This is a genomic window from Mixta mediterraneensis, from assembly GCF_030283135.1.
In the GTDB taxonomy this organism is placed as follows: domain Bacteria; phylum Pseudomonadota; class Gammaproteobacteria; order Enterobacterales; family Enterobacteriaceae; genus Pantoea; species Pantoea mediterraneensis.
In genome coordinates this window covers 14,501-34,216 of sequence record NZ_JASUAZ010000029.1, presented here as the reverse complement: position 1 = coordinate 34,216, position 19,716 = coordinate 14,501, and the positions used below count along the sequence as shown (strand labels likewise).

The following is a 19,716-nucleotide window of genomic DNA, read 5'->3' as shown; positions in this document are numbered from 1 at the left end:
GTAAATAATTGTTTATCTATTTAATTTTAAAGGGGTAAATTTATTTTTTTATGGTCGTAATGATGAAATCATGAATTAATCACTTGGATTAATTGTTTATATTATTACCCTGCTTTACGCTAATTATTTCTCCGGCCGGAATTACGAGGTGTAAATTAAGGTTAAATATTGAGCATCATCATCTTTCACTGGATATAACGCTCTTTTATTTTCCGTAAAAATAAAAAAGAAAGTTCTCAACAATAATGAGATGAATCACCTAAATAAAAAAAATTAATAATGTTATTTCTTCTTTAAACCAGAAATACCAGGGTTGCCACATAAATAAAGGTAACGGAATTACTAACCTTCAGAGATTCGAAAATCCCATTATGAAAGACAATAACAGTACGCACTCGTCTGCACCTGCGGGGAAGGATACCCTGCTTAATGCGGTCGTCTGGATAGTTAACAAACACGGAAAGTCGGTGAGCCAGGATGTGCTCCATGCAGGATTGCCAAGAGGCGAGAAATTAACGCCGGATATTGCCGTAAGGATGTTAGAGCAGGTGGGGATTCATGCCGGATGGATGAAAAGAGATTTGTTAAGTGTTGCAGACTCCCTTTTCCCCGTCATTATCCCGACTGCTACTGGAGAATATGCCATTCTGCTTGGCAGAGACGGCGAGCACTTCTCGCTGCTGGAACCCACTGAAGAGGAAGCTCGCCATCTCACTGGCAAGGAACTGACCGAATGTTACGCCGGATTCGCCCTGTTCTCGAAGACCAGGGTCACGCGAACAGCCAGAGCAGATGACGATATTTTACCCGATGCTTCTCAGGCGGGGCACTGGTTGTTTTCTAACCTCTGGCGCTACCGGCAGTACTTTTATAGCGCCGCTCTGGCAGCGCTGCTGGCAAACATTCTGACACTGTCGACTACTTTTTTTACCATGAACGTTTATGACCGGGTGGTGCCTACAGGCGCTTATGCCACGCTGTGGTCACTGGCGATTGGTGTACTCATCGCTATTAGCTTTGAATTTATTTCCCGACAAATCAGAACATATCTGGTGGATAGCGCCGGGAAAAAAGCCGATCTTCTCGTCGGCTCACGCCTGTTTCGCAAGACCCTGGCCATCAGAATGGAGTGCAAACCCCGGTCGGCCGGTTCATTCGCCAACCAGCTGCGCGAGTTTGAATCCGTCCGGGATTTTCTCTCTTCGGCGACGCTTGCTACGCTCTCTGATCTCCCCTTCTGCCTGCTCTTTCTGAGCGTGATGTTCATGATCGGCGGCCAGCTGGTCATTATTCCGATGCTGGCAGTACCGGTCATCATTATTGCCGGGATTGTTATTCAGTGGCCGCTGTCGCGCTATATGAAGGAAAACATCAGCGAAATCTCGCAGAAGCAGGGCCTCGTTATCGAAACCATTGTGGGCCTTGAAACGCTTAAGGCGGCAAAAGGTGAAGGAGTAATGCAAAAACGCTGGGACGACTTCAGCGCCCTCGCCGCTGCTTCATCAATGAAAACGCGCTATCTGTCGAGCCTGACCAGCAACTTTGTCAGCTACGTCCAGCAGGTATGCACGGTGCTTATCGTGCTGTGGGGCGTGTACCTTATCCATGCAGGGGAACTGACAATGGGGGCGCTGGTTGGGATGGTGATTCTTTCCGGGCGCTCGCTGTCGCCGCTGGCGGCAGTGGTCAATCTGGCGATTCGCTTTCAGCAGGCTAAAACCGCATTAACTTCCCTGAATCAGCTTATGGCGATGCCCACGGAGCGCGATAAGCAGGCCCATTTCTTACCGACGCCGCCACTGAAAGGGGAAATTAAGCTGAATCAGGCTGGCTTTCATTACCCCAAAACGGGCATTCAGGATCCGCAACACATTCTGCACGACCTGAATCTGCAAATCCGTCCCGGCGAGCGGGTCGCGATCTTAGGCAGCATTGGCAGCGGTAAATCGACGCTGTTAAAAATCCTGGCGCGTCTCTATTTGCCAACCCAAGGGCAAATGACCATGGACGGGCTGGATGTTAATCAGATAGATCCGGCCGACTGGCGCTCTGCCTGCGGCTACGTATGTCAGGACAATCGGTTATTTCAGGGGACATTACGCCATAACATCGTGATAGGAAATCCTGCTGTCAGCACGGAGCGCTTCCTTGAGGTGGCGCGGCTGACGGGAATTGATGCTCTCTCTCGCCGCCATCCGGCAGGCTACGATATGCCGATTGGCGAAATGGGACAAGGGCTTTCAGGTGGGCAGCGCCAGCAGGTGTCACTGGCCAGATGCTTATTACTGGATCCCACCATCTTATTAATGGATGAGCCGACAAGCTCGATGGATACAGCTTCCGAAGCGCTATTTATTGGCCAGCTAAAGAAGGTCGTTCAGGATAAAACGCTGGTGATCGTGACTCATCGCACGGCAGTGCTGGAACTGGTTGACCGCATCATCGTGCTGGAGGATGGAAAAATCCTGGCGGACGGTGCGAAGGACGTCATTATGGCGAAGTTGCGCCAGCCACCGCGCAAGGCTACCGCCGTGCAAAACGCTGTCCGCTCCGCTTCCGGAGTGGCGGGTAACCAGGAGGCTGCTGCCAATGCGTAAACAACCTAAAATGCAGTCTGCAGATATGCAGTTTCTGGATGATCTGCAAAACGCGATTGTGATGCAAAAGCACCCAAGGAGCATGGCCGTTCTCTGGCTGATTGTGGTTATCGTTATCTCAGCGCTGGTGTGGTCCCATTTTGCCCGCGTTGAAGAGGTAACCAAAGGCGATGCCAAAGTGATCCCCGCCAGCCATGAACAGATCATTGAAAGCTTTGAAGACGGCACGCTGGAGACGCTGTTTGTTAAAGAAGGCGATCTGGTGGAAAAGGGGCAGCCATTGCTTAAGCTGGATTCCACCCGTGCGGAAGCGAGCTACCAGGAAGAGTTATCGAAAACGTACAGCCTTAAAGGTGCTATCTCACGTGCGCGCGCGGAAGCCTATGATCTACTGCTGATCTTTCCGCAGGAAATTCAGGACTTTCATACCATCGTTCAGGATGAAACCAAAGCGTATCAGACGCGGCGCAAACTGTTGGATGAGAGTATCAATGCGCTGTCGAACAACCTGAAACTCGCCGAACAAGAGGTCAACCTTTCAGAGCCACTGGCGAAACGTGGTCTGATTTCGGATATGGAAATCCTGCGTCTGCGGCGTCAGGCTAACGATCTCCGCCTGCAGATTGCGGATCGCACCAATAAATACCATTCCGAGGCTAACAGCGAGCTTACCCGCCTGGAGTCGGATTTAACGCAGGCTGAAGCACGGCTGGTTGGACGCAAGGACGTGATAAAACACGCCCTGATTACAGCACCGGTAAGAGGCACGATTAACAGCATTAAAGCCACCACCATTGATGGGGTTATCTCACGCGGCACCCAGATTATGTCGCTTATTCCTTCAGAAGATAATCTGCTACTGGAAACGAAGATCAAACCTTCAGAAGTCGCTTTCCTGCACCCTGGTCTGCCAGCCACGGTAAAAATCTCTGCCTACGATTTTGCCATCTATGGCGGTCTTAGCGGCGTTATCGAGAGCATCAGTCCCGACACTATTATCGATGAAACCAAAGCCCGTTCTGGACGCGAGGATGCGACCTACTACCGGGTCTATATCAGGACGCACGGATCGGATTTACATGTCAAAGACAAGAGCTTCCCTATTATTCCAGGGATGACGGCAAGCGTGGAAATCAAAACAGGTGAAAAAACGATCCTGTCCTACCTGCTCAAGCCGGTTTTAAAAGCGCGTGAAGCATTCAGGGAGAGATAATGCAATGCGAAGGAACATTTTTATCATAAGTTTACTGGCGATAAGCTTCGACTGTGCCGCCTCGCTGGCGACAGGCGATTTGAAACGCAAAGACGATCTTATTCGCGGCAGTACCCGCGCCTATCTTGAACAGACGATTAACCAGGCACTGGCCTACAGCCCTGAAATTAAAGTCGCGGATGCAGACAGCAGCGCGGCGCATTATGACATCGATCAGGTTAAAGGGCAGCGCTGGCCGCAGGTACAGCTGGGCACTACCGCGCCGATGGCCTCTTTTGGTAGCGGGGCTGCGCCTGGACAACGGCGTCCTGGGGACAGTAGCCTTGCGGTAAGCGTTACAACCACCCTTTTCGACTGGGGCAGAAACAGCGAAAGCATAGACGGTGCGACGCAGCAGGCCAAAGCGTCTGTGCATCAATATAACTATACCCGCCAGCAAATCGCCTACAGCACGGTCAACGAATTAATTGATCTCAGTCGCTACCGGCAGAATCAGGACATTACGCTGCGCTACGTCGAGCGCATGCGCGAGCTGGTGAATATGCTGAACGAAATTACTAAAACGGATAGGGGAAGATACAGCGAGCTGGTGCAGGCCAGAGCGAAGCTATTAGCGGCCGAAACCGCGTTGCAAAGAGTCCGGGAGCAGCTCAGACAGTCGGAAATAAAACTTTCTCGTCTGACTGGCCAGCCCGTTACGCTCCCGAAAAAGTTCGACTGGACCATGCGCCCGATTCTTCCTTCGCTGGTGATGAGCCGACTGGCGAACCACCCTTCGCTGCTAAAAGCACAGGCTGAGAGCAGCGCGGCGGAACATCAGGCTGCCGCCGTTAAGGCGGGTAGCCTTCCGCAAATCAACTGGGTTGTCTCTAAAAATACGGCTAAAGACAGCTATGGCAACGATGAGCAGTGGTACACCGGGGTAAATGTGCAGTGGAATATTTTTTCTGGTGGCTCTGACAAAGCGGCCATTCTGGCCTCTTCCGCTCGTGCTTCGGCCAGTAAGTCGCAATATACCCAGTCGCGTATGGATATGGAGTACCAGATAAAGAACCTGACTCTGAGTCGGGATACCGCCGAAATGCAGGCGCGGGAGTATAAAAAGCTCAGCCAGGAGACGGACAAGGTGAGTAAGATTTATTACGAACAGTGGTTACGCCTGGGAAAAAGAACCCTGCTGGATGTGCTGACCGCCGAAAACGACCGCTACAACAACCATATTGCCGCCGTTAATGCTGAGCATGATGTTTACAGCAATAATATTACGCTTATCGCCATGGCCAATATGCTGTTCGAATGGCTTAATATCCATCCCCGCTAGATCCCTGATAAACACCTGAGACTATGGCTTGGGTGTTTTTTCTGCCCTCCCGGCATATACACCGCATTATATTAAATGGCTAAACGAATTTTAGTCGGCCCGTGTAAACAAAGCGTCGTTAGTCAATACTGACAGAAGCGTTGCCTGGCGCTGTCGCATTGATGTGATCAGTTCGCTGAAATTCGGGCCTGATTGTTTTTTTGCAAACAGCAGATAAAACAGCTCTGCTGGGGACACATCACCCTCTTCCATATGCTGAGTAATATGACGCCGATCAGAGGAGCTTGTGTATCAAGGCTGAACGCATCGGGTTTTTCCTGTTTTAAACGTAACGGGGAAAATCATTATGCAGCTGGCAGCAGGCTGTAGATTATTACGGCTCAAGGAAGCCATCCATGCAGAGGGTATGTTCTTTTTAAAAAACCTGAACGCTAATTCCCATCTTATACCGTGATTCAACCTGTTGGCTTTCAAAGAATTTCACCAGCAAGAATTACCTTTAACTATATGAATAAATAATATTTTTTTGTAATTTTCACGATGAAAACACCCTGTTTTCCATATGAAGCGTTGAGAAACGTTACTGAAGCGCTGAAGGGAACATAATGATATATGCCCTTGCTCATTAACTCATTGAAGATATAACCGGTTTATAAAACACTCTAAGTTTGATGTTTGTACATATCGAACAGACTAACCAACACGTCGTGCTTATAAGCCTACTGCTTTGAGAAATCAAAAAGCTGAACGCTATTTTTGTAAACTCAGAAAATATTAAATGCTAACGCCCTTTGCAGTTGACTAAATCATATAAAACAGATTTCACGGATTAATAGAGTTCCCCAGACGTAAAGCACGGGGTGCGCGATCTGGGTGATCGATTTATAACGGCCTGTTGTCTCTGAAAAGTTCGTTGAAGATAAACAGATGTCATATCTGACTTTCACCACTCTATTTCGTCTTTTCTGATAACATCACTTCGCGTTCAGGCTGGCACTGTCGGGAAGTTTTCACCAAATATTTTCATCCTCAACTAGATGATTTATAATGATTTTGAAAAAATTTTCATGCTGAAAACACCATGGCTTGAACCGTTTTTGCGAATGTAATGTGGTCAGTTGTCCTGATGCAGGATTGTAATCTAAATACCGCTATAACGTGGAACTACGCTTATAACGCTTGCTGAAGTAATAAATAGAAAATCAAGCGAATAGACGAGACCGTGCTAAATAACTATTAATAGACACAGAAAATTAGATTATTGATAGATTTTTAGACAGATTCTTATGACAGCCTTAAGGCGACAGAGAATAATGAAATACAAACTATAAAAATTACAGCCTTTTCGGACAGATAAGGTATGTATGAATATTCCTGCTTATTTATCCAGCCTAATCCATCCATCCGTATTGAGTAATTAAGCTCACCTGCTTGAGAAAAATCCAATTTTTTAGTTTTTTTCTGAGAAATTGGCAGATAACGGCTTTTTGTGTAGTATGCGGAAAAATTTATCGATGAGGCGAATATGAAGCGTGATTATGGTGGTGTGCTAGAAATGGCTACGCGAGCTAATTCCATGCTACATGGATTAAGCAGTCATATTGAACAGCAGCGACAGGAATTTAATCAGACAGGCTTTTACCAAACGTTTTCTCGCAATGCTGTTGCCAATATGCCGTTACTGAGTAAACACGCTGTCGTAGCGGCAATTAATGACATGGAAGAGGCCGGGTATCAGTTTGGAAAGCGGCAAACCGGCAGCACTTCACAATACGCTCTGACTATCCAGAATATCGTCGATATATATCAACACCGTAAAGTGCCAAAATATCGTGATAAACATGAAGGCCCGTTTGTGGTCTTTGTGGTGAGCCTGAAAGGGGGTGTGTCCAAAACGGTTAGCACCGTAACGCTGGCGCATGGTATGCGCGCGCATCCGGCGATGCTGCACAATGATTTGCGTATTCTGGTGATTGATCTCGATCCGCAGGCATCAAGCACGATGTTTTTGAGTCACACCAATAGCATCGGCTCGGTGTTAGAGACGGCTGCACAAGCCATGCTTAATGATCTCGATACAGAACAATTGCGCAGTCAGTTTATTAAGCCGACCGTTATGCCTGGCGTTGATGTCATACCTGCTTCCATCGACGATGGCTTTGTGGCGAGTGACTGGGAAGAGCTGGTAGCGAAGCATCTTCCCGGCGTCGCGCCTTCGGATGTATTACGGCGTAACGTTATCGATCGGCTGGCAGGGGATTATGACTTCATCTTCCTTGATACAGGGCCACATCTTGACGCGTTTATGCTCAATGCAATTGCTGCCAGCGATGTATTACTGACGCCAACACCGCCTGCCCAGGTCGATTTCCATTCAACAATGAAATATTTGACGCGCTTACCAGAAATGCTGGAGCGTATCGAATCAGAAGGCGTGGAACCGCGTTTAAAAGGCAATATCGGCTTTATGTCGAAGATGACATCGAAGCATGACCATCTGACTTCTCAAAGCTATGCCCGCGAAGTTTTTACCAAATCCATGCTTGATTGTAGTTTGCCGCGACTGGACGGTTTTGAGCGCTGTGGCGAATCCTTTGATACGGTTATTAGCGCCAATCCGTCATCTTATCCCGGTAGCGCTGATGCGTTACGTAAAGCTAAACATGAAGCTGAGCAGTTCTCTCGGGCTGTTTTTGATCGTATTGAATATATCAGGAGCACCCTGTGAGCAAGCCTATACAGCGCATCGGACGTACCCTTGGCGAGTCCGCTATTGCCAGCATCATTGATAGCAACAACCATTCGCGCGTGTTTACGCTGAAATCGAAAAAAACGGCGACTTTTGTCCGCCAGTTGATCCCGCATCATGATATAGAAGCGAAAACCTATGTCGATCCACAGATTAATGGGCGTGACCAGAGCACATTGACCGCGGAATCGGTTAAAGACATTACGCGTACTATCACGCTGCAGCAGTTTTTCCCAGCGATAGGCCGTATCAAGGGTAATCGCATCGAAATTATGGATGGCTCGCGTCGTCGCGCTGCATGCCTGTTCTCCGGTGCCAGCCTTGAAGTATTAGTAACCGCCGACGAACTGGATATGAGTGACGCCCGCCAGCTTGCTGCCGACATTCAGACGGCAAAAGAGCACAACTTACGAGAGCTAGGGTTGCGCTTTAAGCTGATGAATGAAGGAGGCATGAACAAGAGTGAGATTGCCAAAGCTGAGGGTATCTCGAACGCCAAAGTGACGCGTGCTTTCCAGGCTGCCGCGGTTCCGGCTGAATTCATTGAGATGTTCCCGGTGGTTTCAGAGTTGACGCTACAAGACTACCAGTTGTTACTGGATGTCTGGGAAGAAGCCAAAGCCGAAGCTGTTGAGGTAAACGATGTTGCTGCTCAGATTCAGAAAAAAATCACTGAAGCTGAGCTGCCAGTGAGCACCAATACTGACGAAAAGAAAGCGATGATCCTTGGTCTCTTTAAATCCGCAAAGCGTCAGCTAAAAGTTTCCGTACCGACCAACAAAACGGTCACAGAAAAACTGGCCACCTTTAGTACCGCAAATACTTATGCGCGCCGTAAGACAAATGACGAGAAGCGCACAGTACAATATGAATTTAGTCGTTTACCAAAAGAGATCGCCGAGAAAATTGACGCGTCAATCAGGGAAATACTGGGGACGATAAAGTAAAGCTAACAGGAGCGGAAATTATTTTTTCTTCTGCTTTCACTCGATGTTTTAAACAAACCGGCTATTTGCCGGTTTTTTGCTGCCTAATTTCATAACCTCTTCGGTAATCTCCCCATTTTTAACGGAGGCAATAAGTAGAATCAGGCTATGCGCTGAATATGCTGCATCGGCGTGTAGCCATTTAACGCCATATTCGGACGCTCGTGATTATAAAACCATTGCCACCGCGTGGCATAGTCCTGCAATTCATCCAGTGAGGAAAACAGATACTGCCCCAGCCAGTCATAACGCACCGTCCGGTTATATCGCTCAATATAAGCGTTCTGCTGAGGTTTTCCGGGCTGAATAAAGTGAAGCACTATATTCTGCCGTTCCGCCCATGACATCAGTAGCTTACCTGTGTATTATGGCCCGTTATCACCCCGAATGGCTGCTGGTTTTCCCTTCTATTCAATGAGTTGAGCCAGCGTCCTGACTACCCGACTTGCCGGCAGGGAAAAATCCACCTCAATGGCCAGTGCCTCACGATTAAAATCATCGATAACATTCAGTAAACGGACAGAACGACCATCCGACAGCTGATCATGCATGAAGCCCATTGACCAGCATTCATTGCTGTTTTCAGGCACCGCCAGCGGTTCGGGCTTATCCCGCTTCAGTCGTTTTTTCGGCCTTATTCGCATATTCAGCGACAACTCGCAGTAAATTCGGTACACCCTTTTGTGGTTGAACCGGAAGCCTTTTACGTTACGCAGGTACAAAAAGCACAGGCCAAATCCCCAGTTGCGCTGGCTGTCAGTGATGCGAAGCAGCCAGTCGGCAATGACGGTATTTTCTTCATTCATCTGAGGCTGATAGCGACAGCAACTTTCGCTGACAACAAACAACGGGCAGGCAAAACGTATACTGACGCTTCGGCTTCTGACCGCGTCCTGTGCCATCTGCTTTCGGTGCGATGGCTTCACCACTTTTTTGCCATGGCCTCCTGAATGATTTCCGCTTTAAAGCGTTCTTCGGCATACATTTTTTTGAGGCGGCGGTTTTCGTCTTCCGGCTCTTTCAGGCGGGCCATCATGGAGGCATCCGTCCCGCCATAGCGCGAGCGCCATTTGTAGAAGCTGGCACTGCTCATGCCGTGTTCGCGGCACAGTTCAGCCACTGGCGTTCCGGCCTCGGCTTGTTTCAGGATGGACATGATCTGGCTGTCAGTAAAACGTGATTTTTTCATAGGTATCTCCCCGGTTCAGATTACGAGAAAATTCTACCTATCAACACACCGGATTTTCGGGAGGATTACCTTTCATTTCACTGACATATTTCATAGTCATTTTTTCTCTTTATGCATAATGAGCCGGTATTGCCCGGTTAAAATTATCCCTGGTTTGTACTTTTCGAAGCCAGATACTCTCTCTCAGTCGGATTATGAGACCGAAATCTTTTCGGAACAGCTTTCGATAGAATAATATTCTGTTTTCCGACACAGTATCGGCGTCGGTTGTCAGCCTCTTTCGCCAACGATACGACTTTCCGTAACCAGGACTGATGTACCCGATCACTGGGATAGTGGTCGCGATAACTCGCTCCCAATCTGACGCCGAGGAAACATCATGGCGGACGAAAATCACCTGGTCTCAGAATGCTTCAGCCGCTGATATGTCGTTGGTCTCGTCGAGATCGGTGAAAACGATGTTTGTACCTGATCATGCAAGTAATTTGGCTTCCGCACGACCATTAGACCATCGGTATTTAACAGGCGGAATAAAATACGGGTCAAATTTCGAGTCTTGACAACATCAGGTGAAAAAATTACTGTTCAAAACAGCTCAATAGATAACTGAATGATCCCGAGTCCGGGCGTGATCAGATATTGAGTGGATAACTTCATAGATCATTCCTCTGGATTAGATGCCTTGCAGACTACTTCAGAAAATCACTGTCGTTCGTATACCCAAAGCTATCACGCTCCCTGCATTACCGCGAGCACCAGAATCGCGGATATAGGGGCAGCCCCGCCCTTCCGCAGCCGTACACCGCGCAGTAGCGAATTCACGCGACTCTCTCTATGATGGCTTTTTCCCGTGTCAATGTCGGGACCGATTAGAACTCAGGGAAGCACCACGCGATGACCTTATTAAACGACCTTGATTTGCGCCAGTTGGAAGCCTTCTCGGCGGTAATTGCGACGGGCAGCGTGACGGCAGCGGCCAAAACGCTCAACCGATCGCAGCCGGTGGTGTCACGTCAGATCCAGGAACTGGAACAGTCGCTCGGTTATCCGCTATTTATCCGTAATGGCCCGCGCATCCATCCTTCTGAACAGGCGCTGCAACTGCATCAATACGTACAAAAAGCCTTGCTGTCATTGCAGCAGATTCGCCTGCGCGCGCAGGAGATAGCGCACCAGCAGCACCGTCCGCTCATTATCGCCGCGACGCCCGCGCTGGCCGCCGGTTTACTGCCGCAGGCGCTGGCCGCGCTCGATCTACAGAACAAAGTGCAAATCATCAGTGAATCCGCGGAGCAGACTGCGCATGCGGTGATTACCGCCGAAGCCGATCTTGGCCTGTGCAGCCTGCCGCTGGAGCATCATGCCGTAGAGTTGCACTGGATTGGCCAGTCGCGCTGTGTTGTGGCGCTGCCTGAGAACGACGAACTGGTGGCACAGGCGCAGCTGTCGCTCAGCCAGCTGGCCGGACGCCGTTTGATTGCGCCGTGGAGCCCGCAGCGGCTGCGTGGGCGCTATGAAAAAGCACTGAAAAAGGTCAAGGCACCCCTGCTGGAAACCATTGAAACCAACTCTTCGGCCAATATCCTCGGCTGCGTGCGCGCCGGACTGGGCGTGGCGATCCTCGAGCCGGTTACGGCCTGGGGTATGCCGCTGACGGGCGTCGCGATTCGCTCTCTGGAAGAAGAGATCCCCTATTACTTTGGCGTGATTACGCCGCAGGGGCGACAAATCTCCACTGCCGTGCAGGCGCTGACGGAAGCGCTGTCGAACGCCGCCGCCGAGCTGCTGCCGGACTTTGAATGTCTGGCTGCCAGCGAGCATCCACGCGTTATGCGACTGATTAATCAGGTTTGAGTGACGCTGCAAATCGTTGAATATCACATCGTGACTATCCACCTGGTCGCCATCAAAGGTGACCCGACTACATCTGTACATTATTGTAGGGTGCGCATTAATGCCTACCCGGCATGCAAAAAATCCTGCTATATCAACGCTTATATCAATTTCTGCATAACATATAAGAAATCCATTGATTAAAAGCTGAGCGCGATTATTGACTCCTTTTCAGGCCAGGAGGAAGATGCAAAGCCTTAACTCTTACTATGCGTAATAATGATTATTAACCTGTGAATATGCATTTTAAGAATACTAAGAAGCAGAGTTAATACTCTACGCATTAGTCATTTAGACAGCCCTCTGGCTGCCGCTGACACCAGGGATACTGATATGACACAAGCTGCCGACGGCCTTGCCGCGCTGGAAGCCCAGCTGCAGCAGGATCTGGAATACCTCGAACTGCCCGCCAAATCTTGGGTGCCTGCGCACACTTATAATGGCGAGTCGGTGCGCGACGTCGTGGTCCTTGGCGCAGGCATGTGTGGTCTGGCGGCACTGGCCAGGCTGCAACTCACCGGCATCAGCAACGTAGTGGCGTATGATGCCGCGCCCGCCGGGCGGGAAGGCCCGTGGGTGACCTTTGCGCGCATGGAAACCCTGCGTTCACCGAAAAATCTGCATGGTCCGGCGCTCGGTCTGGCGCAGCTGACCTTCCGCGCGTGGTTTACCGCGCAATGGGGCAAAGCCGCGTGGCAGGCGCTGGATAAGATCCCTAAAGATCAGTGGATGGATTATCTGATTTGGTATCGCAAGGTGCTGAACCTGCCGGTGCATAACAATGTACGCGTCACGGGTATTGCGCAGGTGGGTGAGCTGATCGCCCTCGACCTGAGCGGCGCAGAAACCGGCCGCGTCTATTCCCGGCGGCTGGTGCTAGCGACCGGGCGCTCCGGGCTGGGCGGTTTTGCCGTACCGGATTTCCTGAGCAAGGTTGATCGCCGCTTCTGGGCGCACTCTGCCGATAACATCGATTTCGACGCGCTGCGCGGCAAACGCGTGGCGGTGATTGGCGCAGGCGCGTCATCAATGGATAACGCCGCCACCGCACTGGAATACGGCGCTGCGGCGGTTGACCTGCTGATTCGCCGCAAAGAGATGCCGCGCATTAACAAAATGACCGGCATCGGCAGTCAGGGCGTGATACACGGCATGCATCAGCTGCCGGACGCGTGGAAATGGAAATTTGTCGATTACACTGCGACTACGCAAACGCCGCCGCCGCGCGCTTCAACGCTGCGCGTATCTCGTCACGCTAATGCGCGTTTCTTCCTCGACTGCGGCATCAAAGCCGTGCAGCAGCAGGAAAACGGCTTGCTAATCGAAACTACCCAGGGCGCGCTGCACTACGACTATCTGATTGCCGCCACCGGCTTCACCAACGATTTTAACGGCCGTCCGGAATTTGCGGCCATTGCGCCACATATTCGCAGCTGGGCCGATGGTCGCTATCAGCCGATTATGGGACCGGCGCGTCAGAGCATGCTGGAAGCACCGGATCTCGGCCCGGCATTTGAATTCCGCGAACGCACGCCGGGCGCATGTCCGATACTGGCACACATTTACTGCTTTAACGATGCCGCGATGCTGACACACGGCAAGGTATCCGGCGATATTCCGGCGGTCAGTGCCGGGGCCGATCGCCTGGTGCGCGGCATCACCGCATCGCTGTTTAGCGAAGACGTTGAGCAGCACTACGCCAGCCTGCAAGATTTTGCCACCCCTGAACTACAGGGCGATGAATGGGTGGACGCTACCCCTTTACTGAAACAGGAGAACGCGTTGTGAGCGACGCCATTGATCAAGCCGCAGGGCTGACACCCCAGGATGCACTGTACCAGACGCGCCGCCTGCGTCCGGAGTTTGTGGACGGTGCCGAGCAGTGCCGTCAGTCGGTACTGACGCCAGCGGAAGACCAGAGTTTAGCAACCGGGTTGCGTCTGGCGCTGGCACTGCGTATGGCAAAGCTTAATGATGATGCCGGGCTGCAGCGCGATTATCAGGCGCAGCTGGCGCAGCATCAGCCGTCTGCGGAGCTGCAGGCACTGGCAGAAGGCGCAGTGCCTGCAGGCGAACCGCTGGCGACCATCGCACGCCACACCGATTTAATTACTCAGCAGCCGATGCAGGCCACAGAGCATCATATCCGCCTGCTGGAACAGGCCGGACTCACCCATCCGCAAATCGTTGCGTTGTCGGAGTTGATTGCGTTTGTTAACTTCCAGACGCGCGTGGCGGCTGGCTTACGTTTACTGAGGTCCGCATGATTCCGTCAGTCAGTCTCAAGCCATTGCACTGGCATCCGTATATCGAGCCGGTTGAAGTGGAAGCTGCAACGCCAGCTCAGCTGGATGCCATGAAGGTTACGCCTTCTAATAAGAAAATCTCCGAGTACGTGCGCGCGCTGGTGCACGATCCAGAAAGCTATGTGGCGCGCACCGCGCTGTTCAACGCCATTATGTATGTCGAAGGCGGACTGAATCGAGCCGATCGTGAGCTGGGCGCGCTGGGGGCGTCGATCGTCAACGGCTGCAAATATTGTGCGGTGGTGCATGCGCGCCGCCACGTACAGCTGGCAGAGAACGACGCGGTGGTAAGTGCGATTTATTTTGAACGCGCCGATGTGCTGGGCGCACGCGATGCGGCGATCTACCATTTTGCGCGCCGCCTGTCGGTGACGCCATCAGAAGCAACATCGGAAGATGTGGCAGCACTGCGCGCGGCTGGCATGGACGATCAGGAGATTGTCGATCTGATCCACGCTATCGCTATCTTTGGCTGGGCCAACCGTCTGATGCATGTGCTCGGCCATGCTGACCTGAATAAGTAAGGTTACGCCATGTTAGAACTCAACAATATTACTCTGTCATACGGCAACAATCCGATCCTGAAAGGCGTCAATCTGTCGGTTAAACGCGGCGACGTGGTGTCGATCATCGGCCCAAGCGGCACCGGAAAAACCACGCTGCTGCGCTGTATCAACTACCTGGCAAAGCCGTCGGCGGGCACAATTCAACTCGATCAGATACGTATGGATTATCAGTCACCGGATAAAGCGGCGCTCCAGGCGATCCGTCTGCGCACCGCCATGGTATTTCAGCAGTTCAATGTATTCAAAAACATGACAGTGCTGGAAAACGTGATGGACCCGCTGATGGTGGTTCAGCTCAAAAGCAAACAGCAGGCGCGCGATATCGCCGTGCAGGAGCTGGAGCGCGTGGGGCTCGGTGCCAAACTTGATCACTATCCGTCACAGCTCTCTGGTGGTCAGCTGCAGCGTACCGGCATTGCCCGCGCGCTGGCGATACGTCCAGATGTGATGCTGTTTGATGAACCTACCTCATCGCTCGATCCCGAGCTGGTGGGCGAGGTGCTGAAGGTGATTAAAGATGTGACGTCCTCCGGCATTACCTCGCTGCTGGTGACGCATGAGATGCAGTTCGCCAAAAGCGTGTCGAACCGCATCGTATTTATGGATCAGGGCGTGGTGGCCGCGCAGGGCAGCCCGACGGAAATTTTCGATAATCCTACCCTGCCGCGCCTTGCCCAGTTCCTCAATACAGAACACGTCCTCTAATAATTAAAAGGAATCAATGACATGCCTGCAATCAAAACTACTTTACGTCGTCTGGCTGCGCCAGGCATCATTGCCCTCGCGCTGGTGAGCGGCAGCAGCTTCGCTGACGCGGTGCGCACCATCAAAATCGCTACCGCAGCAGAATCCAAACCGCTATCGTGGGGCGCAATCGGTCACGAGCCGCAGGGCTACGAGCCGGACGCACTGAAAGCCATCAACGCTAAACTGCCGCAGTACAAATTTGTCATGGAAGGCGCGGCGGATATCGCCCAGGAAACCGGCCTGGCCACCGGTAAATACGATATGGCAACCGGCGGCTATTACAAAGCGCCTGCACGCAGCAAACAGTTCCTGATTCCGGATGCGCCGATGGGTGCCAGCCTGATGAAGATCTACAGTCGCAGCGATAGCAATATCAACGGCATGAAAGATCTGGTTGGCAAAAATATTGTGCCTGTTACCGCAGGCGGTGGCGTGTATAAATTCGTGACTCAGTGGCAGCAGGATAACCCGAACGACAAAATTACCATCAAAGCCTCCAGCGCCGGTGTGCCTTATCCAGATCGCCTGAAGGAAGTACAGAACGGCAAATATGACGCGCTGATCCTGCCATCTAACCTGGGCGAGCAGACCGTTATCGACAACCAGAAGCTGGCGATCAAAACCAGCGAGCCAGTGGCGATCAACAACACCTATGTGCTGATTCACCGTTCGGCTGAAAACCAGGCGCTGAACAATGACGTCAACAACGCACTGCAACAGCTGAAAGCCGACGGCACGCTGGATAAGCTGGCGCAGAAGTGGTTCGGCGAAGACGTCACGAAGTACATGAAGTAACAGATTCACTGCGCCGTGTTATGCACGGCGCATGCTGTCCTTATTAGCAGGAGTGTTTCACCGTGAATCTTTCCGCAATGATTCCTGAGCTGTTGTCAGCGCTGCCGCTGACGCTCGGCATAATGCTGGTCGCCATGCTGGTGGGCTTTGTGCTGGCGCTGATCGCTACCGTGTTCCGCGTGCGTCGCATTCCCGTGATCAGCCAGCTGGCCGATCTCTACGTTTCCTATGCGCGCAGCGTACCGGTGGTGCTGCAGCTGTTTGTCGCCTTTTACGGCCTGCCGCTGATTACCGATAACCTCGGCATGAGCGATTTTTTCACCGCCAACGTGGCGGCGATGATTGGCCTGAGCCTGTATCACGGCGGCTATTTGTCTGAAGTCATGCGCCCGGCGTTTCTCGCCGTCGAACGCGGCCAGCACGATGCCGCCGACAGCATGGGCTACAGCTTCCGCCAAAAAATGCTGCGCATCGTTGGCCCGCAGGCGGTGCACTTTGCGCTGCCAGGCTACGGCAACGCCATTATCTATTTGGTTCATAACGTGGCGCTGGTGATGTATATCGGCGCAGCGGATGTGATGGCAACGGCGCACCTGATTATGGAACGCGATTACAACCAGTATCAGTTCGGTACTTATCTGGTGCTGGCGGTTATTTATTCGCTGCTGTGCCTGGTGGCGTGGCTGATTGTGCGTTTCTTTGAACAGCGACACGCGAAGTACAGCGCGAAAGCGGCGCGCGTGAAATTGACCGCCAGCGTCTGAGTGAGGGAGAAAAACCATGTTTAATAGTGAGGTTTTGCTGCCGGACTTCTGGAGCATGCTCGATGCAGTGCCGGTGACGTTGCTGATGGCGGTGACGATATTTATCTGCTCGACGCTGCTCGGCGGTCTGTTTGCCTTTATCGAGCATCGCCGCATTCCGGTTTTGCGCCAGCTGGTTATTGCCTACAAGATTGCCTTCAAAGGCGTGCCGATGGTGGTGGTAATCTTCCTGGCCTATTACGGTTTGCCACCCGCCCTGCACTTCGTTGCCACGCTGTTTGGCGTTGAAGTCAATGCGCGCTCGCTGCCGAACTGGGCGATTATCATCGTGGCGCTCAGCGCCTGCGCAGCGGCTTTTCAGGCAGAGGTGTGGAAAGGCGCGCTGAATTCATTCGATAGCGGCCAGTCGGACGCGGCACTGTCGCTCGGTTACAGCGGCGGTCAGCTATTCCGCCGCGTGATGTTCCCGCAGATAATCGTGGCGGCGATCCCGGATCTGGCGAACGCCTTTATGGTGATCATGAAAGCGTTGTCGCTGGCTTTTGCCATCGAGGTGGTGGATATCTTCGCCCAGGCACAGCTGACCGCGGCGCTGAATTTCTATTACCTGGAAGCGTTCCTGATCGCGGTGGTGTTTTATATGGTGATTGCCTATGTGGTGACCAAAATCGCCGATAAAATTGAAGCGTTTTTGCGTGTACGTACCTGAGTTTGTGAGTGATGAGATGAAACGGCAGCCCGGTTTGGCTGCCGTTTTTGTTTGTGCTAAATGTTATTTCGTGCGATTGTTGGCCGCCCTGTACGCTTCAGTCTTCTGCTGAACCGATCCTGATGTTACCAGGTTAAATTAGCCTGTCCTGCATTCCCTGCGGCTGTATCCCAGTCAAAGCTCATGAGTCCACCGGCGCATCCTGACTGTAAATTCCAGGCCTTCCAGTTTTATGAATGTAGTGGCACAGTAAATTTGGCCACCTGATTAAAGGTGATATTCTCACCTCAACACAAAACAGGTGACTTAATGAACAAGAAAACTAAGCGTACTTTCACCCCCGGGTTCAGGCTGGAATGTGCACAGCTGATTGTTGATAAGGGCTACTCATATCGACAAGCCAGTGAAGCGATGAATGTCGGTTCTACCACGCTTGAGAGCTGGGTGCGCCAGCTCAGGCGAGAGCGCCAGGGGATTACGCCCTCTGCCACACCTGTTACTCCAGACCAGCAACGTATCCGCGAGCTGGAAAAGCAGGTTCGCCGCCTGGAGGAACAGAATACGATATTAAAAAAGGCTACCGCGCTCCTGATGTCCGACTCACTGAACGGTTCACGATAGTTGCCAGACTGAGTGACAGCCACACGGTTGTCAGCCTGTGTTCTGCTCTGGGAATACACCGCAGCAGTTACCGATACTGGCGAAAACGACGCGATACGGTTAATCCGGCGCGAGTCAGGCTGTGCAGCGAAATACGCCGGGCGTGGAATCAGAGTCGGGGCTCTGCGGGCGCGCGCACTCTGGCTGACATGCTGATCCACAACGGCGTCCCGATGAGCCGTTACCGTGCCGGGCGTCTGATGAAATATCTGAACCTGAGCAGTTGTCAGCCCGGCAAACATCAGTAAAAAAATTTCCGTCAGGAACATACATGCCTGCCAAATTTGCTTGAGCGTCAGTTCGCTGTACCAGAGCCAGACCGGGTATGGTGCGGAGATATTACATATATCCGGGCAGGAAATCGCTGATGCTGTCTGGCGGTTGTTATGGATCTTTTTGCCCGCAGGGTTATCGGCTGGAGTCTGTCAGCGAATGCCGATACCGCACTGATAAGCGATGCGCTGCGGATGGCCTATGAGACGCGTGGTCAACCGCATGATGTCATGTTCCATAGCGATCAGGGAAACCAGTATGCCGGTCTGAAATATCAACAACCTCTCTGGCGTTACAGAATAAAACAAAGCGTCAGTCGGCGGGGAAACTGCTGGGATAACAGTCCCATGTAACGCTTCTTCCGCAGTCTGAAAACAGAATGGGTGCCGGTGAATGGTTACGTAGGCGGGGACGAAGCCCGGCGAAAAATCAGCGGTTATATCCTGAATTACTACAACAGCGTCAGGCCTCACCATTACAACGGAGGGCTGACGCCGGAAGAATCAGAGAACAGATATCGTTTTTACTGTAAAACCGTGGCCAATATTACTTGACCACTACATGCACTGGATGTTCAGCTCAGTTGTGTTGTGTTGTGTTGTGTTGTGTTGTGTTGTGTTGTGCTGAGCTGAAGAAGTTGCGAACAGCCCTGTCCGCCCTTCCCATTGCCGGAGAACGTTATTCCCCTGAAGGCATGAAGGGCGTAGGTGCCTGAGTCCGCTCAGCCCAAAAAGCTTCTCCGCAAACTTCTCCCGGTATCTTTTAAGGGTATTTATTATATGAACGGCACCGTTTTACACGTAAGGACTGTGACCGAACCCTGAAAAAACCGGTTTAACCAGCAGTAATGAAATAAGGGGCGCGTTAGCAGATGCGCTCCTTATTTCCGATAATTAAAATTTTTAACTTTGGAATATGCCTGGTCCGTTAAACAGTATCTGTCCTCAA

General features: G+C 51.6%; 16 protein-coding genes and 2 pseudogenes. 15 read left to right on the top strand and 3 right to left on the bottom strand.

The annotated features are described in order from the left end of the window. Positions 1-371 precede the first annotated feature (371 nt). The 5 genes from QRY16_RS15560 to QRY16_RS15540 all read left to right on the top strand — a co-directional run bounded on the left by QRY16_RS15560 (position 372) and on the right by QRY16_RS15540 (position 8,827). Positions 372-2,597, top strand: a complete 2,226-nt coding sequence (locus QRY16_RS15560; RefSeq protein WP_289777247.1) for a type I secretion system permease/ATPase — start codon at positions 372-374, stop codon at positions 2,595-2,597. Beyond that, on the top strand, positions 2,590-3,810 hold the full coding sequence (locus QRY16_RS15555) for a beta-barrel domain-containing protein (RefSeq protein ID WP_289777246.1): 1,221 nt from the start codon (positions 2,590-2,592) through the stop codon (positions 3,808-3,810). Before QRY16_RS15560 ends, QRY16_RS15555 begins: the two co-directional genes overlap by 8 nt. Positions 3,811-3,814: 4 nt before the next feature. Then, on the top strand, positions 3,815-5,131 hold the full coding sequence (locus QRY16_RS15550; protein WP_289777245.1) for a TolC family protein: 1,317 nt from the start codon (positions 3,815-3,817) through the stop codon (positions 5,129-5,131). Between the two features lie 1,525 nt (positions 5,132-6,656). After that, positions 6,657-7,859 carry an AAA family ATPase gene (locus tag QRY16_RS15545; protein ID WP_289777244.1) on the top strand — a complete coding sequence of 401 codons (1,203 nt, stop codon included), beginning with the start codon at positions 6,657-6,659 and terminating at the stop codon, positions 7,857-7,859. Then, positions 7,856-8,827 carry a ParB family protein gene (locus tag QRY16_RS15540; protein WP_289777243.1) on the top strand — a complete coding sequence of 324 codons (972 nt, stop codon included), beginning with the start codon at positions 7,856-7,858 and terminating at the stop codon, positions 8,825-8,827. The genes QRY16_RS15545 and QRY16_RS15540 overlap by 4 nt, the downstream gene beginning before the upstream one ends. Positions 8,828-8,967: 140 nt before the next feature. Here the strand turns inward: QRY16_RS15540 and QRY16_RS22345 are convergent, their stop codons facing one another. Then, positions 8,968-9,141, bottom strand: coding sequence for an integrase core domain-containing protein (locus tag QRY16_RS22345; RefSeq protein ID WP_476738969.1), 174 nt, complete (start codon positions 9,139-9,141; stop codon positions 8,968-8,970). Between QRY16_RS22345 and QRY16_RS22340 the strand changes: the two are divergent. Next, positions 9,129-9,176: pseudogene (locus QRY16_RS22340) on the top strand (hypothetical protein); the annotation flags it as partial. The gene QRY16_RS22345 and the pseudogene QRY16_RS22340 sit on opposite strands and share 13 nt — an antisense overlap. Positions 9,177-9,273: 97 nt before the next feature. Here QRY16_RS22340 and QRY16_RS22335 read toward each other — a convergent pair. Together QRY16_RS22335 and QRY16_RS22330 are read right to left on the bottom strand one after the other, a co-directional pair. Further along, positions 9,274-9,795 carry a transposase family protein gene (locus QRY16_RS22335; RefSeq protein WP_496201185.1) on the bottom strand — a complete coding sequence of 174 codons (522 nt, stop codon included), beginning with the start codon at positions 9,793-9,795 and terminating at the stop codon, positions 9,274-9,276. Then, on the bottom strand, positions 9,789-10,055 hold the full coding sequence (locus tag QRY16_RS22330; protein WP_476738972.1) for a transposase: 267 nt from the start codon (positions 10,053-10,055) through the stop codon (positions 9,789-9,791). Before QRY16_RS22330 ends, QRY16_RS22335 begins: the two co-directional genes overlap by 7 nt. 894 nt (positions 10,056-10,949) lie before the next feature. Here QRY16_RS22330 and QRY16_RS15530 point away from each other — a divergent pair. The 9 genes and pseudogenes from QRY16_RS15530 to QRY16_RS15490 all read left to right on the top strand — a co-directional run bounded on the left by QRY16_RS15530 (position 10,950) and on the right by QRY16_RS15490 (position 19,322). Beyond that, positions 10,950-11,909, top strand: coding sequence for a LysR family transcriptional regulator (locus tag QRY16_RS15530; RefSeq protein ID WP_193406567.1), 960 nt, complete (start codon positions 10,950-10,952; stop codon positions 11,907-11,909). A 372-nt stretch (positions 11,910-12,281) separates the two neighbouring features. Next, positions 12,282-13,736, top strand: coding sequence for an NAD(P)-binding domain-containing protein (locus QRY16_RS15525; protein WP_289777242.1), 1,455 nt, complete (start codon positions 12,282-12,284; stop codon positions 13,734-13,736). Continuing rightward, the gene (locus QRY16_RS15520) at positions 13,733-14,215 is read left to right on the top strand and encodes a CMD domain-containing protein (RefSeq protein ID WP_193406565.1); all 483 of its coding nucleotides are present in this window, start codon (positions 13,733-13,735) and stop codon (positions 14,213-14,215) included. The genes QRY16_RS15525 and QRY16_RS15520 overlap by 4 nt, the downstream gene beginning before the upstream one ends. Then, on the top strand, positions 14,212-14,778 hold the full coding sequence (locus QRY16_RS15515) for a peroxidase-related enzyme (RefSeq protein ID WP_289777241.1): 567 nt from the start codon (positions 14,212-14,214) through the stop codon (positions 14,776-14,778). The genes QRY16_RS15520 and QRY16_RS15515 overlap by 4 nt, the downstream gene beginning before the upstream one ends. A 9-nt stretch (positions 14,779-14,787) precedes the next feature. Further along, entirely contained in the window at positions 14,788-15,525 is a 738-nt protein-coding gene (locus tag QRY16_RS15510; RefSeq protein WP_289777240.1) for an amino acid ABC transporter ATP-binding protein, read from the top strand. 21 nt (positions 15,526-15,546) lie between these two features. Beyond that, positions 15,547-16,362, top strand: a complete 816-nt coding sequence (locus QRY16_RS15505) for a transporter substrate-binding domain-containing protein (RefSeq protein ID WP_289777239.1) — start codon at positions 15,547-15,549, stop codon at positions 16,360-16,362. A gap of 77 nt (positions 16,363-16,439) precedes the next feature. Further along, positions 16,440-17,126, top strand: a complete 687-nt coding sequence (locus QRY16_RS15500; protein ID WP_202987536.1) for an amino acid ABC transporter permease — start codon at positions 16,440-16,442, stop codon at positions 17,124-17,126. 16 nt (positions 17,127-17,142) lie between these two features. After that, positions 17,143-17,835 (top strand): amino acid ABC transporter permease, encoded by a 693-nt coding sequence (locus QRY16_RS15495; RefSeq protein ID WP_289777238.1) that lies wholly within the window; start codon positions 17,143-17,145, stop codon positions 17,833-17,835. Between the two features lie 273 nt (positions 17,836-18,108). Beyond that, positions 18,109-19,322, top strand: a pseudogene (locus QRY16_RS15490) (IS3 family transposase). Positions 19,323-19,716 lie beyond the last annotated feature (394 nt).

Coding starts and splice junctions, on each gene's coding strand:
- QRY16_RS15560 (WP_289777247.1), top strand. CDS start 372: ATGAAAGACAATAACAGTACGCACTCGTCTGCACCTGCGGGGAAGGAT.
- QRY16_RS15555 (WP_289777246.1), top strand. CDS start 2,590: ATGCGTAAACAACCTAAAATGCAGTCTGCAGATATGCAGTTTCTGGAT.
- QRY16_RS15550 (WP_289777245.1), top strand. CDS start 3,815: ATGCGAAGGAACATTTTTATCATAAGTTTACTGGCGATAAGCTTCGAC.
- QRY16_RS15545 (WP_289777244.1), top strand. CDS start 6,657: ATGAAGCGTGATTATGGTGGTGTGCTAGAAATGGCTACGCGAGCTAAT.
- QRY16_RS22330 (WP_476738972.1), bottom strand. CDS start 10,055: ATGAAAAAATCACGTTTTACTGACAGCCAGATCATGTCCATCCTGAAA.
- QRY16_RS15530 (WP_193406567.1), top strand. CDS start 10,950: ATGACCTTATTAAACGACCTTGATTTGCGCCAGTTGGAAGCCTTCTCG.
- QRY16_RS15525 (WP_289777242.1), top strand. CDS start 12,282: ATGACACAAGCTGCCGACGGCCTTGCCGCGCTGGAAGCCCAGCTGCAG.
- QRY16_RS15515 (WP_289777241.1), top strand. CDS start 14,212: ATGATTCCGTCAGTCAGTCTCAAGCCATTGCACTGGCATCCGTATATC.
- QRY16_RS15510 (WP_289777240.1), top strand. CDS start 14,788: ATGTTAGAACTCAACAATATTACTCTGTCATACGGCAACAATCCGATC.
- QRY16_RS15505 (WP_289777239.1), top strand. CDS start 15,547: ATGCCTGCAATCAAAACTACTTTACGTCGTCTGGCTGCGCCAGGCATC.
- QRY16_RS15500 (WP_202987536.1), top strand. CDS start 16,440: ATGATTCCTGAGCTGTTGTCAGCGCTGCCGCTGACGCTCGGCATAATG.
- QRY16_RS15495 (WP_289777238.1), top strand. CDS start 17,143: ATGTTTAATAGTGAGGTTTTGCTGCCGGACTTCTGGAGCATGCTCGAT.